This window comes from Catellatospora paridis (genome assembly GCF_009720365.1).
GTDB lineage: Bacteria > Actinomycetota > Actinomycetes > Mycobacteriales > Micromonosporaceae > Catellatospora > Catellatospora paridis.
In genome coordinates, this window is record NZ_ML769314.1 from 598,188 (window position 1) to 613,874 (window position 15,687).

14 protein-coding genes are annotated in these 15,687 nt (G+C 73.1%); 9 read left to right on the plus strand and 5 right to left on the minus strand.

Annotated features, from left to right (window positions below; genetic code table 11):
- Window positions 1-193 precede the first annotated feature (193 nt).
- The 3 genes from F9C41_RS11760 to F9C41_RS11770 all read right to left on the minus strand — a co-directional run bounded on the left by F9C41_RS11760 (window position 194) and on the right by F9C41_RS11770 (window position 3,593).
- Window positions 194-1,435, minus strand: a complete 1,242-nt coding sequence (locus tag F9C41_RS11760; RefSeq protein ID WP_155386713.1) for a ketosynthase chain-length factor — start codon at window positions 1,433-1,435, stop codon at window positions 194-196.
- Window positions 1,432-2,700, minus strand: coding sequence for a beta-ketoacyl-[acyl-carrier-protein] synthase family protein (locus F9C41_RS11765; protein WP_155386714.1), 1,269 nt, complete (start codon window positions 2,698-2,700; stop codon window positions 1,432-1,434). Before F9C41_RS11765 ends, F9C41_RS11760 begins: the two co-directional genes overlap by 4 nt.
- Window positions 2,701-2,780: 80 nt before the next feature.
- Complete coding sequence (locus tag F9C41_RS11770) at window positions 2,781-3,593, minus strand: AfsR/SARP family transcriptional regulator (protein WP_230689502.1); 813 nt, start codon at window positions 3,591-3,593, stop codon at window positions 2,781-2,783.
- A gap of 352 nt (window positions 3,594-3,945) precedes the next feature.
- On the opposite strand from F9C41_RS11770, the gene F9C41_RS11775 reads away from it, so the two are divergent.
- From F9C41_RS11775 to F9C41_RS11815, 9 genes are all read left to right on the plus strand, one after another.
- The gene (locus F9C41_RS11775) at window positions 3,946-4,878 is read left to right on the plus strand and encodes an SRPBCC family protein (RefSeq protein WP_155386716.1); all 933 of its coding nucleotides are present in this window, start codon (window positions 3,946-3,948) and stop codon (window positions 4,876-4,878) included.
- On the plus strand, window positions 4,868-6,799 hold the full coding sequence (locus F9C41_RS11780; RefSeq protein WP_230689503.1) for an AMP-binding protein: 1,932 nt from the start codon (window positions 4,868-4,870) through the stop codon (window positions 6,797-6,799). The genes F9C41_RS11775 and F9C41_RS11780 overlap by 11 nt, the downstream gene beginning before the upstream one ends.
- A 36-nt stretch (window positions 6,800-6,835) precedes the next feature.
- A complete protein-coding gene (locus F9C41_RS11785; RefSeq protein WP_155386717.1) occupies window positions 6,836-7,096 on the plus strand; it encodes an acyl carrier protein in 261 nt (86 codons plus the stop codon).
- Between the two features lie 67 nt (window positions 7,097-7,163).
- A complete protein-coding gene (gene accA, locus F9C41_RS11790) occupies window positions 7,164-8,903 on the plus strand; it encodes an acetyl-CoA carboxylase carboxyl transferase subunit alpha (RefSeq protein ID WP_155386718.1) in 1,740 nt (579 codons plus the stop codon).
- The gene (locus tag F9C41_RS11795) at window positions 8,900-9,496 is read left to right on the plus strand and encodes an acetyl-CoA carboxylase biotin carboxyl carrier protein (protein ID WP_155386719.1); all 597 of its coding nucleotides are present in this window, start codon (window positions 8,900-8,902) and stop codon (window positions 9,494-9,496) included. The genes accA and F9C41_RS11795 overlap by 4 nt, the downstream gene beginning before the upstream one ends.
- A gap of 9 nt (window positions 9,497-9,505) precedes the next feature.
- Window positions 9,506-10,891, plus strand: a complete 1,386-nt coding sequence (locus F9C41_RS11800; protein WP_155386720.1) for an acetyl-CoA carboxylase biotin carboxylase subunit — start codon at window positions 9,506-9,508, stop codon at window positions 10,889-10,891.
- Window positions 10,884-12,152, plus strand: coding sequence for an FAD-dependent oxidoreductase (locus F9C41_RS11805; protein ID WP_155386721.1), 1,269 nt, complete (start codon window positions 10,884-10,886; stop codon window positions 12,150-12,152). Before F9C41_RS11800 ends, F9C41_RS11805 begins: the two co-directional genes overlap by 8 nt.
- Window positions 12,153-12,274: 122 nt before the next feature.
- Window positions 12,275-13,042, plus strand: coding sequence for a cyclase family protein (locus F9C41_RS11810; protein WP_155386722.1), 768 nt, complete (start codon window positions 12,275-12,277; stop codon window positions 13,040-13,042).
- Window positions 13,043-13,097: 55 nt separating this feature from the next.
- A complete protein-coding gene (locus F9C41_RS11815) occupies window positions 13,098-13,562 on the plus strand; it encodes a nuclear transport factor 2 family protein (protein ID WP_230689504.1) in 465 nt (154 codons plus the stop codon).
- A 104-nt stretch (window positions 13,563-13,666) separates the two neighbouring features.
- On the opposite strand, the gene F9C41_RS11820 is transcribed toward F9C41_RS11815, so the two are convergent.
- Entirely contained in the window at window positions 13,667-14,815 is a 1,149-nt protein-coding gene (locus F9C41_RS11820; RefSeq protein ID WP_230689505.1) for a ScyD/ScyE family protein, read from the minus strand.
- A 180-nt stretch (window positions 14,816-14,995) separates the two neighbouring features.
- Window positions 14,996-15,673, minus strand: a complete 678-nt coding sequence (yczE, locus tag F9C41_RS11825; protein ID WP_155386971.1) for a membrane protein YczE — start codon at window positions 15,671-15,673, stop codon at window positions 14,996-14,998.
- Window positions 15,674-15,687: the final 14 nt, after the last annotated feature.

The window sequence follows — 15,687 nt, forward strand, 5'->3', positions numbered from 1 at the left end:
GGACCTGGCGAGCGGCGCAGAGGCCCGGTTGGACGATTTGTCCAAAATGCCAGGAACTCCGCCAACCTAACCGCCGACCACCACCTGGGCAAACAGGCGCACCGGCCGTCCCGCACACACGAAGATCGCCGTCTGGTGCCGGAACCTCTGGTGTGACCTCGGGTTCTGGCGCCAAACGGCGATCTTCTACCGGCTACGGGGCGGTGACCACGACGGCGGCGTTGAAGCCGCCGATCCCTCGCGCCAGCACCAGCGCGCGGCGCAGCGGCGCGGGGCGGGCGGCATCGCGCACCAGGTCCAGCTCGCCGCAGCCGTCGGCGAGCGGGCCGACGTTGACGGTCGGCGGGATGACCTGGTCGCGCAGGGACAGCAGGGCGGTGGCGACGTCGAGCCCGCCGGCCCCGGCCGCGAGCCGCCCGGTCATCGTCTTGGGCGCGGTGACGGGCACCCGGCCCGCGCCGAACACCCCGGTCAGCGCCCTGGCCTCGGCGAGGTCCAGTTCGGGCACACCCGCGGCGTCGGCGAACACCACGTCGATCTCCGCCGCCGGGCAGCCGGCGTCGGCCAGGGCCAGCTCGATCGCGCGGCGCAGGCCCGGCGGGCGGTCGCGGTCCGGGGCCGGGTCGAAGGTGGCGGCGTAGCCGCTGATCTCGCCGTACACCCGGGGCGCGGCCCGGCGCAGGGCGGCCTCGCGCTGCTCGACGACGAGGATCGCCCCGCCCTCGCCCGGCACGAACCCGTTCGCGTCCCGGTCGAACGGCAGGTATGCGCGCGCCGGGTCGTCGGACTCGCTGATCCGTCCGGTCGCGAGCTGGCCGATCCAGCCCCACGGGCACAGCGAGCCGTCGACGCCGCCGGTGATCGCCAGCGCGGTGCCCGCGCGCAGGTGGCGGCGCGCCTGGCCGATCGCGTCGAGCCCGCCGGCCTGGTCCGTGACCAGCACCCCACTGGGGCCGCGCATGCCGTGCCGGATGGAGATCTGCCCCGTGTTGACCGCGTAGAACCAGGCGAACGACTGGTACGCGCTGACGTGGTCGCCGCCCTTGGACCACAGCTTCTCCAGCTCCTTCTGCCCGAACTCGAACCCCCCGGCCGAGCTGGCGGTCACCACGCCCATGTCGTAGTCGCCCAGCGCCGCCGGGTCGACGGCCGCGTCCGCGAGGGCCTGCGCCGCCGCGGTCAGCGAGAACCGGGTCACGTGGTCGGTCTGGGCCAGCAGCCGGTCAGGCAGGTGGGCGGCGGGGTCGAAGTCACGGATCTCGCCGGCCAGCCGCGACGGATACTGTGCCGGGTCGAAGCGGGCGATGCGGCCGATGCCGCTGCGCCCGTCCAGCGTGGCCTTCCAGTACGTCTCGGCGTCCAGCCCGGTCGCGGCGACCACGCCCAGGCCGGTGACCACGGGCGCATCGGCCTTCTGCCCACCGCGCTCGCTCATCGGGCGTCTCCTTCCGGGCGGGCCAGCAGCATCGCGCTCTGGAAGCCGCCGAACCCGCTGCCTACCGACAGCACCGCGTCCAGCCGCCGGTCACGGGCTTCCAGCGGCACGTAGTCCAGGTCGCATTCGGGATCGGGCTCGTGCAGGTTGGCCGTGGGCGGCACCACGCCGTTCGTGATGGCCAGCGCGCAGGCGGCCACCTCGATCGCGCCGATCGCGCCGAGCGAGTGCCCGACCATCGACTTGATCGAGCTCATCGGGGTGGCGTACGCGTGCTCGCGCAGCGCCAGCTTCACCGCGGCCGTCTCGTGGCGGTCGTTCTGCTTGGTGCCCGAGCCGTGCGCGTTGACGTAGCCGATCGCGGTCGGGTCCATCCGAGCCGTGTCCAGGGCGTTGCGGATCGCCTCGGCCATCTCCCGGCCGTCGGGGCGCAGCCCGGTCATGTGGAAGGCGTTGCAGCGCGAGGCGAAGCCGACGATCTCGGCGTACACCGGCGCGCCGCGGCGGCGGGCCCGTTCCAGGTCCTCCAGCACGAACATGGCCGAGCCCTCGCCGAGCACGAAACCGTTGCGGCTGTTGTCGAAGGGCCGGGACGCGTGCGCGGGATCGTCGTTGCGCGGCGTGGTCGCCTTGATGGCGTCGAAGCAGGCCACCGTGATCGGGGAGATGGGCGCGTCGCTGGCCCCGCCGACCACCACGTCGGCGCTGCCCTCACGGATCAGCTCGGCCGCGTACGCCACGGCGTCCAACCCGGACGTGCAGCCGGTGGAGACCACCGCGGCCGGGCCCTCCGCGCCGATGGACCAGGCCACCTCGGCCGCGAACGAGCCGGGCACGTAGTAGTCGTACAGGTGCGGCGAGGTGCGGGCGTTGTCGACCAGCCAGCGCCGGCCGTGCTCGGAGGCGATGACGTACTCGCGCTCCAGGCTCATGGTCGCGCCGACCGCGCTGCCCACCACCGTGCCGACCCGGTACGGGTCCAGCTCGGCGAGTTCCAGGCCGGCGTCGGAGACGGCCTCGGCGGCGGCGACGACGGCGAACTGGGCCGCGCGGTCCATCCGGATCGTCTGGGCGGGAGTGAGGCCGTGCGCGGCAGGGTCGAAGTCGCACTCGGCGGCGACCTGGGAGCGGAACGGCGAGGGGTCGAAGAAGCTGATGGTGCGGGTCGCGGTGCGTCCTGAGGTCAGCAGCTCCCAGAACGCCTTGGCGCCGATACCGCCCGGCGCCACCACGCCCAATCCGGTGATCACGACACGTCGATGCATGGACGCCTCCTGCGGGGTCGGTGGACCTTCGTCGAGCGTCCCCCGCGCCGACTTGAGCCCTGCTTGAGAAATCGGCCGGATCAGTGCAGGCCGCGGCCGGCGGCGACCAGCTCGGCCCTGGCGGGGCCGGACTCCCACGTCCAGGCCGTGTCCAGGGCGGATGCCGTGTCCAGCACCGGGTCGGCGGTGAGGATGGCGTGCTGCACGCGCTGGATGCGCCGGGAGGGCTCGAGGCCGAGTTCGCCGATGAGCACCTCGCGCAGGCGGCGGAAGGCGTCCAGGGCGTCGGTGCGCCGGCCGGCGCGGTACAGCGCGATCATGAACTGGGCCTGCAGGTCCTCGTGCAGCGGATGACGGGCGGCCAGGCAGCCCAGCTCGCCCAGGATCTCGCGGTGGCGGCCCAGCTCCAGATCGGCGTCGATGCGCTGCTTCCAGGTGGCCAGCCGCGCCTCCTCCAGGCGCTGCGCCTCGACCCGCAGCACGGGTCCGAGCCGGACGTCGACCAGGGCCGTGCCACGCCACACGGCCAGGGCCGCGCCGAGCAGCCGGGACGCGTGTGCGTGGTCGCCGCAGAGCTGGGCCAGCCGGCCCTGGTCGGCGAGGCGCTCGTAGTCGTGCAGGTCCAGGGCCGCGCCGTCCAGGTGCAGCTGGTAGCCGTCGGCGTGGGTGACCAGCAGCTCGCGGGCCACCCGGGCCGGGTCCATGGCGCAGGTGCGGGCCAGCATCCGCCGGATCTGCAGGATGTAGGTCTGCAGCGTGGTCAGCGCGCTCGCGGGCGGCTCGTCGTCCCACAGCTCGGTGGTGAGCAGGTCGATCGGCACCACCCGGTCGGCGTGGACCAGCAGCAGCGCCAGCACCTTGCGCGGCTTGGGCGCGGTCAGGTCACCCGACACCCCGCCGCAGCGTAGGTCCAGCGGGCCGAGAACTCGACATTGCATGTCCACCCCCGAATGGCTCGTCGCGCTCGCAATGTGCGAAAGCCGCCTCCACCACTATTAGTGCTCGCGAGGGGCGATCTGTCCCATTCGCCGGAACTGGTGACGATCTTTCTAATCCGGTCGGCGGCCTGCCCGTGATCGGGTGCCGGCGACCCGCGGTGATCGCGGCGTGGTGGCTTGACCTGGGCATTCAAGCCGATTTCCACCGGTCCTCAAGTGGCCGGCTGCGACGGTTCATGGCAGACCGGTTCGCCGCGGATGACCGCGTGCGGCCGAAATCCCCATCCCGGCCCGTAGAGGAGCGCCGATGTCCAAGAACAAGGTGTACACCGAGACCCAGCGCGCGGAGATCGCCGCGCCGGCCGCGGTCGCCTTCGAGATCATCAACGACCTGCGGCACTGGCCGCAGTTCTTCCCGGACGGCGTGCACGCCGAGCCGGACGCCGACGGCGCGAACGTGCGCTGGTGGGCGCTGGACGGCGACGCCGTACGCCAGTGGAGCACCACCCGCACGGTCGACAAGGCCGGTCTGCGGGTCGTCACGGAACAGGCCGCCTGCGCCGCGCCCCTGGTGTCGGTGCGTACGGAGTGGACGTTCGCGCCGCAGGGCGGGCAGGCCTGCGAGGCCGAGCTGACGGTGACGGTGACCGCCGCGCCGGGTGAGCAGGGCGCGGACGCCGCCGCCGCGCAACTCGAGGGCGCCGAGGAGATCGTCGCCCGGGTCAAGGGCCTGGCCGAGCGCTGGGACGAGCTGGAGCAGCTGGTCATCTCCTTCGAGGACCCGCTGTTCATCGCCGGGCAGCCGCAGCAGGTCTACGAGTTCCTGTACGCGGCCGACAAGTGGCCCGAGCGGGTCCCGCACGTCACCGCGCTGTCGATGACCGAGGACCAGCCCGGCGTGCAGTTCTTCGACATGGACACGGTCACCCCGGAGGGCCGCGCGCACACCACCCGCTCGGTTCGCGTCTGCCTGCCCCACAAAATCATCTACAAGCAGATCGGCCTGCCGAAGCTGCTCGACGCGCACACCGGGCACTGGCACTTCGTGGAGACGCCCGAGGGCGTCACCGTGCACGCCCGGCACACGGCCACCATCAAGCCGTCGGCGCTGAACCTGCTCGGCGAGGACACCACGGTCGCCGACGCGCGGCGCTACCTGCGCCGGGTGCTCAGCACCAACTCGCTGCAGACGCTGCGCCACGCGCAGGCGTACGCCGAGGAGCCGGCCCGTGCCCAGTAGCACCGAGGCCGACACCGTCGCCGCCGAGCGGGCACTGGCCGACATGCTGGCCCGTTCCGGCGGCACCCTCGACGGGCTGCTGCGCCGAGCGGCGGTGAGCGCCCCGCACCGGATCGCGGTGCAGACCGGGTCCCGCGCGATGACGTTCGCGGAGCTCGACGCGGCCGCCGACGGCTTCGCCGCCAAGCTCACCGGGCTGCTCCCGCGGGACGCGGGGCCATCGCGGCCGGGCCTGCCGGGCGCCGTCGTCGGCGTCGCCGCCGCACTGCACCCGGCCTTCGCCGTCGCCTACTACGGCACGGTGCGGGCGGGCCACGTGTGCGCCGTGATCAACCCGCTGCAGGGCGAGGAGGAGCTGGCGTACGCGCTGGAGTCGGCCGGGGTGCAGGTGCTCGTCGGCGTCGCCGACATGGCCGACAAGCTGCAGCGCATCCGGCTCGACCTGCCGCGCCTGGCGCACGTGTTCTACCTGGACCGTCCGGGGGAGCACTGTGTGCCGGCCGCGGGCGCCCCGGCGGGTCGCGCCGCCCGATTCGACTCGCCGGTCGACGACCCGGACGAGGTGGCGGTGCTGCAGTTCACCAGCGGCACCACCGGGCGGCCCAAGGCGGTCCTGCTCTCCCATCGCAACCTGGTCTACAACGCGGCCCAGGTGGCGGGAGTGCACGGGCTCGGGCCGGACACGATCACGCTCAACCACCTGCCGACCTACCACCCGATGCACCTGAACTCGGCGGTCAGCGCCGGGACGACCCAGGTGCTGTGCCCCGACGCCGACCCGACGCAGGCCGTCGCGACGGCGGCCCGCACCGGCGCGACGCACTTCTACAGCCTTCCGGTGCGGCTGGCCCGGATGGCCGCCGACCCGCGGCTGCCCACCTGGCGCATGCCGGGGGTGCGGGCCATCCTCTCCGGAGGGTCCGCGCTGGCCCCGGCCGCCGCGGCCCGGCTCTGCGCCGGGCTGGGCGTCCCGGTTATCCAGGGGTACGGCCTGGCCGAGACCGCGCCGCTGACCCACTGCGACCGGATCGACCGGCCGTCGGCGGGTTCGGTGGGCCGGCCGGTCGTCGGCACCGAGTGCCGGGTCGTCGACCTGGACACCCGGCAGCCACTGCCCGCCGGCACACCCGGCGAGGTGCAGGTGCGCGGCCCGCAGCTGATGGCGGGCTACCTCACCCCGGACGGGGTGCAGCGCCCGTTCGACGCCGAGGGCTGGTTCGACACCGGCGACGTGGGCCGGCTCGACGACGACGGGACGCTGTTCCTGGTCGACCGGCTCAAGGACGTCTTCAAGTGCGACAACTGGCTGGTCTCACCCGTGGAGCTGGAACGGGTGATCATGCGCCATCCGGCGGTGACCGACTGCATGGTCGTCGACATGCCGCACGAATACCGCGGCGCGGTCGCGTACGCCCTGGTCGTCACCGACGACGAGCAGGTCGGCCCGGACGAGGTCGTCGCGTTCGTCAACGCGGGCCTGCCCGAATACCAGCACCTGCACGGCATCGAGCTCGTGCGGGAGATCCCGCGCTCGCCCAACGGCAAAGCCCGCCGCCGGGACGTGCGCACCCATGTACACGCGCGGCACGGCGCCGCGCACACCAGAAGGAGCGACCACATGGTCACGTTCATCAACAAGATCACTGTCAACGGCGACATCGCGCGGTTCGAGCAGGTGCTCGACGAGATCTCGGAGTACATGGGCGGGCAGCCCGGCTTCATCGGCCGCCAGCTCTACCGCTCGCGCCGCCAGCCCGAGGTCTTCATCGAGACCGTGCAGTGGGCCGACGCGGCGGCGCACGCCAAGGCCGTGCAGACCCCCGGTTTCCGGGAGCAGGTCATGAAGCTGGCCGGGCTGGCCGTGCCGGAGCACGACCTGTACGACGCGGTCGACGAGCACGCCCCGCTCGCCGCTCGCTGAGCAGCACGCCGATGCCGAAACGGAAGGGAGCGCGTCATGAACGACTTCACCATCGAGGACGTGCGGCGCATCCTGCGCGATGTCGCAGGGGCGGACGAGAGAGTGGACCTGGACGGGGACATCGCCGACACCAACTTCGCCGACCTGGGGTATGACTCCCTGGCGCTGCTGGAGACCACCGCGCGGCTGCAGCGTGACCTCAGCATCCGGCTGCCCGACGACGCGGTGCTGGCGGTGAGCACGCCTGGACAGCTGATCGACCTGGTCAGCTCCACCCGGACAGGGGTCCTGTCATGAGCGGGCGCAGCGAGCGAATCATGCGGACGGCGCGCCACGACGCTCGCTCGCGAAGCGAGTGTGCGTCGTGACCGGAGACGCGGCCGGACCGGGCAGTTCGCCCGGTCCGGCCGGACCGGCCGCGGAGTGGGTCTCCTGCAGCCGCTGCCAGGCCGTCGTCTACGGCAAGCGGCTGGCCCGCAGCAGTGGCATCTGCCCGCAGTGCGGGCACTGCCGCCCCCTGGCCGCCTGGGATCGGATCGCCCTGCTGGCCGACCCCGGCTCGGTCGAGCCGCTCGATCTCGTCGCCGACGCCGCGGATCCGCTGCGCTTCGTCGACGACAAGCCGTATCCGCAGCGCATCGCCGACGCCCGGCGGACGACCGGGCTGGCCGAGGCGGTGGTGTGCTGCCGGCTGCGGATGGCCGGCACGCCCGCGATCGCCGCGGTGATGGACTTCCGCTTCATGGGCGGCAGCCTGTCCGGCGCGGTGGGCGAGCTGATCACCGGCGCGGCGGAGACGGCGCTGGCGCAACGGCTGCCGCTGCTGCTGGTCACCGCGTCCGGCGGGGTGCGCATGCAGGAGGGCGTCATCGGCCTGATGCAGATGGCGAAGACCGCGCAGGCGCTGCACCAGCTCGACGAGGCAGGGCTGCCCACGGTCTGTCTGATCACCGACCCGACCTACGGCGGGGTGGCCGCCTCGTTCGCGATGCTCGGCGACGTCGTGGTCGCCGAACCCGGCGCGCGGCTCGGCTTCGCCGGGCCCCGGGTCATCGCCCAGACCATCAAACAGGAGCTGCCGGCAGGTTTCCAGACCGCGGAGTTCCTGCTGGCGCGCGGCTTCCTGGATCTGATCTGCCCGCGTCCGGCGCTGCGCCACCGCATCGGCCGGCTGCTGGCCGTCGGCACCCGCCGCGACGCCGTGCCACCCGCGCCGGTCGAGGGCGGCGCGACGACGGTGGTCCGCGATCCCGGGCTGCTGCCCGAGCGGCGGGCCTGGGAGGCGGTCCGCCGGGCGCGAAACATCGCCCGGCCCACCACCTCCGACTACTTCAGCATGATCCTCGACGACTTCGAGGAGCTGCACGGCGACCGGCTGGGCGGCGACTGCCCGGCGATCATCGGCGGGGTCGGTCGGCTGGGCGGCACGCCGCTGGTCGTGATCGGCCACGAGAAGGGCCACACCACCCGCGAGCTGGCCCGCCGCAACTACGGCATGCCGGGACCGGCGGGCTACCGCAAGGCCGCCCGGCTGTTGCGGCTGGCCGCCAAGTGGGGCCTGCCCGTGGTCACGCTGGTGGACACGCCCGGGGCGCACCCCGGGGTGGACGCCGAGGAGCACGGCCAGGCCACCGCCATCGCGGAGAACCTGCGCCTGATGGGCTCGCTGCCCGTCCCGGTGGTCACCGTGATCACCGGTGAGGGGTGCAGCGGCGGGGCACTCGGCATCGCCGTCGCCGACCGCGTACTGATCATGGAGAACGCGGTGTACACCGTGATCAGCCCCGAGGGCTGCGCGGCGATCCTGTGGCACGACTCCGCCGCGGCGCCCGCGGCCGCCCAGGCACTGCGCGTGGACGCCCGTTCCCTGCTCGAACTCGGCGTGGTGGAAGGGGTCATCCCGGAACCGCCGGGGGGCGCCGAGGCCGACCACGCCGCCGCGGCCGCCGCGCTGCGCGCCGCCGTCCATGCCGAGCTGGCCGATCTCGCGGGGCTCGACCAGACCCGCCTCGTCGCGCAGCGGCGTGCCCGCTTCCGGCGCTTCGGCAGCTCGCGCCGGCCCGATGAGGCCGTACTGATCCCGACCGAAGGGAGTTCGTGGTGACCGGTCTGCTGGATCCTTCCCTGCGCGTGCCACCCATTCCGGTGGACACCGCGGATGTCTGCTCGATGCACGGCTCGCTGCCCGACACCGCCCGTACCGTCGCCGACGACCTCGACGACGTGCGCCGCAGCGCCCAGCAACTGCTGTCCGGGGTGGACAGGCAGCCCAGCGCGCTGCGCATCCGGGCCGGCGACGTGCTCGTCGAGCTGGAGTGGGCCGACGAGAACGCCGTCCTGCCGACCGAACCCGCGCCGGTCGCGGCGGCCGCACGGGCGGCGACGTCCGGCGCGGTCGCGGTCGCCACCGCGGCGCCCGCGCCCGCTCCGGCTCCGGCGGCCGACGGTTTCGCCGACATCTGCGCGAACACGGTGGGCACGTTCTACCGCGCGGCGGAGCCGGGCACGGCCCCGTTCGTCAGCGAGGGCGACCACGTCCGGCGCGGCCAGCAGGTCGCGATCATCGAGGTGATGAAGCTGATGATCCCCGTCGAGGCCGAACGCGACGGGCAGATCGTGGCCGTGCACGTCCCCGACGGCACGTCCGTGGAGTACGGCGACCGGCTGCTCACCATCGCCCCGGCGACCGGGCGCTAGGGGGCCGCCGTGTTCACCACCGTGCTCATCGCCAACCGGGGCGAGATCGCCCTGCGCGTCGCCCGCACCTGCCGCGAGCTGGGGCTGCGCGTGGTCGCGGTCTACTCCACCGAGGACCGCGACGCCGCGGTGGTGGACCTCGCGGACGAGGCCGTCTGCATCGGCCCCGGCCCGGCGCGCGCCAGCTACCTGAACATGTCCGCGATCCTGGAGGCCGCCCGGCGTACCGGCGCGGACGCGGTCCACCCCGGATACGGGTTCCTGTCCGAGGTGCCCGACTTCGCGGAGGCCTGCGAGGCCTGCGGCATCACCTTCGTCGGCCCACCGGCGGCGGTGATCGAACGGCTGGGCGACAAGGCCGCCGCCCGCGCCGCGATGGCCGACGCCGGGCTGCCCATGCTGCCCGGCAGCGACGGCCCGGTGCAGTGCCCGGACCTCGCGGTACAGGTCGCCGCCCGGATCGGCTACCCGATCATCGTCAAGGCGGTGGCCGGGGGCGGCGGGCGCGGCATGCAGGTCGTGCGCGAGCCGTCCGACCTGGTCCGGCAGTTCCGGGAGGTGAAGTCGGCGGCGCAGTCGCTGTTCGGCGACGACCGGCTCTACCTGGAGCGCTACCTGCCCGCGGCCCGCCACGTCGAGGTGCAGATCCTCTGCGACCAGTACGGCAACGGCGTCTACCTGGGCCTGCGCGACTGCTCGGCGCAGCGGCGGCGGCAGAAGATCATCGAGGAGACGCCACCGCCGGGCCTGCCCGCCGAACTCGTCCGGCGGATGGGCGAGGCGGCGCTGCGCGGGGCGCTGGCCACCGGCTACGTCGGCGCGGGCACCTTCGAGTTCCTCGTCGACCACGACGGCGGCTTCCACTTCATGGAGGTCAACTGCCGCATCCAGGTCGAGCACCCGGTCACCGAGCTGACCCACGGCATCGACCTGGTACGCGAGCAGCTGCTGATCGCCGCGGGGGAACGGCTGACCCTGCGCCAGGACGACCTGGCGCCCCGCGGCGCGGCCATGGAGTGCCGCATCAACGCCGAGGACCCGTCCCGCGACTTCGTGCCCTCTCCCGGGCGGCTGGCCGAACTGCGGCTGCCCGCGGGCCCGTTCGTGCGCGTCGACACCGACGCCTACCCGGGCGGCCGGGTGTCCCCGGCCTACGACCCGCTGCTGGCCAAGGTCGTGGTGTGGGCGCCGGACCGGCCGCAGGCGCTGCTGCGTATGCGGCGGGCGCTGGGCGAGTTCCACGCCGCCGGGCCGGGCCTGGCCACCAACCGCGACTTCCTGCTCGCGGTGCTCGACCATCCGCAGTTCATCGAGGGAACCCACGACACCTCGCTGGTCGCCGGCATCACGTGCGGCGCGGCGCGGGGTCTGACCGAGGAGGCATCCATTGGCTGACAGGGACAGTGACGTCCTCACCGATGTCTGTGTGATCGGCGGCGGGCCGGCCGGGCTGGTGCTCGCGCTGCTGCTGGCCCGATCCGGGGTCGAGGTCACGGTGGTGGAGAAGTCGTCCAGCTTCGAACGGGCCTACCGCGGGGAGATCCTGCAGCCTGGCGGGCTGGCCGTGCTGGCGGAACTGGGGGTGCTGGCCGCGGCCCGCAACCGCGGCAGCCACGTGCACGACCGCTTCCAGCTGGTGAACAAGGGCAAGGCGGTGCTCGGGGTGGACTACCGGGACCTGCCAGGGCCGTACAACTACATGCTCAGCGTGCCGCAGCAGTACATCCTGGAGGAGCTGCTGGCGGCCTGCCGCCGGGAGCCGACGTTCCGCTACCTGGCCGGGACCCGGATCACCGACCTGGTGCGCGACGGCGGCGCGGTGCGCGGCGCGGTCGTGGCCGGTCCGCGCGGTCAGCGCACCATCCGGTCGCGCTGCGTCGTCGGCGCGGACGGGCGGTACTCCAAGACGCGGCAGCTGTCCGGCATTCCGTACGACCGCCGCGACATGTTCAGCTTCGACCTGCTGTGGTTCAAGCTGCCCGCGGCGGGCGAATCGGTGCGCGACGTGACCATCCGCGGGGGCGGCGGCCGGATGCTGCTGAGCTACAGCAGCTACCCGGAGGGCATCCAGCTGGGCTGGGCGCTGCCGCACGGCGGCTACCGGCAGTTCGCGGCGCGGCCGTTCACCGAGTTCCGTGACGAGCTGTGCCGGGCCGTGCCGGAATACGCCGGGCGGGTGTACGAGAAGGTGCGCGGCCTGGCCGATCTCAGCCTGCTCGACGTGTTCGCCGGGACCGCCCGCGAGTGGGCGCGCGACGGCCTGCTGCTGATCGGCGACGCGGCGCACACGCACAGCCCGCTCGGCGCGCAGGGCCTCAACCTGGCCCTGCAGGACGCGGTGCTGGCCCATCCGGTGCTGGTCGCGGCGCTGCGCAAGACCGGCCCGGTGGACGCGGCGGCGCTGTCGGGGTACACCACCGCGCGTAACGCCGACATCAACAAGGTGCTGAAGTTCCAGCACCTGCAGGCCAAGGGGATGCTGGGCAGCCGCAGCCGGGCCCTGGAGGTCGGCCGGCAGGCGGTGGCCTCGATCGTGCACCGCACCCCGATCGGCCACAAGCTCACCCGGATGGTCGCCTTCGGCAACCCGCGCTGCCGGGTGCGCACCGACCTCTACGCCACCGCGACCGGCACCAGCCCTGCTTCGCCGGGCTGACCGCCATCCGCGACCGGCGCCGCTCGCCTCGGCGGGCTGCCACCCGGTCGGAGGGCGCCGAGGTTCCTGCGCGCGTTCCGCCCGGCCGTTTCGATCCGCCCTTTCCAGCAAGGAGTCCGATCATGCCCATCATCGACCTGTCCACGGCCGTGGACGCCGCGGCCTGGGAGCCCGAGCCGGTCATCCACGACGTCATGACGCCCGCGCAGGGCGCGGTGCACATGGCCGAGGAGATGGCGCTGCACTTCGGCGTCGACTTCGACCCGTCCGTGCTGCCCGACGGCGAGCTGCTGTCGGTCGACACGCTCAAGCTCACCACGCACACCGGTACGCACATCGACGCGCCGTCGCACTACGGCAGCAAGGCCAGCTACGGGGTGCCGCGTCACATCGACGAGATGCCGCTGGACTGGTTCCACCGGCCCGCGTTCCGCCTGGATCTGCGCTCGGCGCCGGGGCCGACCGTCGACGCGGACTTCCTCGACAAGGAGCTGGCCCGCATCGGCTACCAGCCGCAGCCGCTGGACATCGTGCTGCTGCACACCGGCGCGTCGGCCTGGGCGGGCACGCCGCGCTACTTCACCGAGTTCACCGGCCTGGACGCCGGCGCGACGAACTTCCTGCTGGACAAGGGCATCCGGGTCATCGGCACGGACGCGTTCAGCCTGGACGCCCCGTTCGGCGCGATGCTCAAGCGCTTCAACGAGACCGGCGACCGCGGCGTGCTGTGGCCGGCTCACTTCACCGGCCGCGACCGCGAGTTCTGCCAGATCGAACGCCTGGCCAACCTGGACGCCCTGCCGCAGCCGTACGGCTTCACCGTCTCCTGCCTCCCCATCAAGATCAAGGGAGCCGGCGCCGGCTGGACCCGCGCCGTCGCCATCCTCTGATCCCGCCGAGTACACCGACCACCCGCAGTTTCCGCATCACCGAAGGAGAAACACCATGGCGATGACCGCCCTGCCCGAGGTCACGGACACCTCGGCGACGTACCTGTCCGTCCAGCAGTTCTACGCCCGCCACATGCACCTGCTCGACTCCGGCCGCGCCCGCGAGTGGGCCGACACGTTCGCCCCGGACGGCACCTTCACCGCCCCCGGCCTGGACGCCCCGGTACGCGGCCGCGAAGCCCTCGCCGCCGCCGTCGAACAGACCCACGCCCGCCTCGCCGCCACCGGCGAAACCCACCGCCACTGGCACGGCATGGTCTGGGTCACCCCCGCCGCCGACGGCCGCGCCCACGTCCGCTGCTACGGCATGGTCATCGCCGTCACCGCCGACGGCACCCCCCGCATGCACCGCCACTGCATCTGCGAAGACGTCCTCGTCCCCGCCCCCGCCGAACCCGAAGGCTGGCTGGTCCAATCCCGCCACGTCACCCCCGACGCCGCCCCACCCGCCGCCAACTGAAAAGCGACGATCTTGCGCGGACTGTGGGTACGACACGCCCTTGACGGGCATATCGGCAACAGTTCGCGCAAGATCGTCGCGATCTTGGTGCGGTGGGTCGAGCGTCAGGCGGGGAGGCGGAGTTTCATGACGCTTCCCGTGGTGGCGCAGACGGAGCAGGTGGTGATGTAGGCGTTGCGGTTGCGGATGGCGATGCCGCCGGGGTGGTCGACCTTGTCGAGGACCAGTTCGGGGGTTTTGCCCTCGCCGCGGATGCGCATCAGGGCGCCGACGCCTCGGCTGGGGCCGAACATCGAGGTGTGGGTGAACTCCAGGGCGTACAGGGAGCCGTCGGGGCCGAAGGCGATGTCGACGACCGTGGTCAGGCCCTCGGCGTACACCGTGGGTTCCTGGCCCGGCACGACCTTGAAGATGCGGGCCGACCCGGTGGTGAACGGGCGTCCGGTCAGCTCGGCGACGTAGTACGCGCCGTCCTTGTAGACCACGCCCATCGGCACCGACTGCATCGGCAGCATGGTGCCGGGCGGCATGTTGAACGCGGGCGGCGCGGGCATCTGCCGCTCGGGGAACACCGCCAGGGTGCTCACCTGGCCCGCGGGCGTGACGAACAGCAGCGAGTTCGCGCCCGCGTCGACGACCGCGGCCCCGCCCGGCCCGAACGCCACCGACTGCGCGTTGGAGTCCAGCTCACCGCCGTCGGGGTTGTTCGCGGCCTCGTGGCCGGCGATGTCGGCGATGCGCTGGGTGGCCAGGTGCTGCGAGAACCAGTCGCCCGACCAGTCCCGGCGCACCGACACCAGCCGGCCCATCTGGCTGCCCGGCTCGGGCAGCCCGTCCCGGGTGGCCGGGGCCTCGCTCAGGCCCACCGTGAGCAGGGCGCGGTCGAAGCGGTTGAACGCGATGTCGTCGGGCCCGATCGCCTCGGTGCCGTCGGGGCCTGCCAGCGAGGGCAGGCCGGTCAGCACCCGGGTCACGGTGCCGTCGCGGTCGAGGCGGGCCAGCGCGCCGGTGGCGCCCAGGCAGCCGATGCCCTGGGGACGCGGCAGGCAGGTCGGGTTGGCGGCGCCGTCGGCGCCCCGGCCGGCCTCGGTGACGTAGAGGGTGCCGTCGCGGTCGAAGGCGAGGCCGCGTGGGTTGCTCAACCCCGTGGCCAGGACGGTCACGTTCGGCGCCGCCGTGGCGGGCACGCCCTGGGCGACGGCGGACAGGATCACGGCCGACGCGATGGCCAGCCGTTTCATGGATACGAACACGAAGTTGCCTCCGGCGGGCAGGGTCAGGTGTCCGTACCAATAAAACCTATATCGCCCCATTTACCCTGCGTGACGCGCCAACCACGCTGTGCCATCTCGCCCGGACCCCGCTCTCACCCACCCGCCACGCGGCGGCCCCGGCGGCCCGGTGGGCGGGGCGGGGGTGGACCGGGAGGTGGGTCAGCAGGGGGCCGGTTCGGTGGCCGGGGTGGCGGACGGGGCTGGGGTGGGCGGCACCGGGTCGGCGGCCGGAGCCGTGGCGGCCTGGCGGCTGCGGACGGTGAGCATCGGCAGGAAGAACTGGGCCAGCGGGCCGATGGCCAGCGCGTACAGGACGGTGCCGAGCCCGGCCTTGCCGCCCAGCAGGAAGCCCACGGCCACCACGGCGATCTCCAACACGGTGCGCCAGCCGCGCAGCGACCAGGTGCGGGCGGCCAGTCCGGTCATCAGCCCGTCGCGTGGCCCCGGACCGAGATTGGCCCCGATGTAGAGGCCACTCGCGAAGCCGCACAGCACGATGCCGCCGATCATGAAAGCCCAGCGCATGAGCACGTGCGACGGCTCGGGCAGCACCTGGTTGGCGACGTCCACGACCAGGCCGATGACGACGATGTTGGCGATGGTGCCGATGCCGGGGCGCTGGCGCAGCGGGATCCAGCACAGCAGGACGGCCGCGCCGACGATGATCAGCACGGTGCCGACGCTGAGCCCGGCGCGCAGGGCGATGCCCTGGTGGAGCACGTCCCAGGGCTGGTTGCCCAGGTGCGCGTGCAGCATCAGGCTGATGCTGACGCCATACCCGACGAGGCCGGCGAGCAGCTGGAACAGGCGGCGGGGGAGGCGCTCGCGCAGGGGCATGGGCGTGGGGCGGC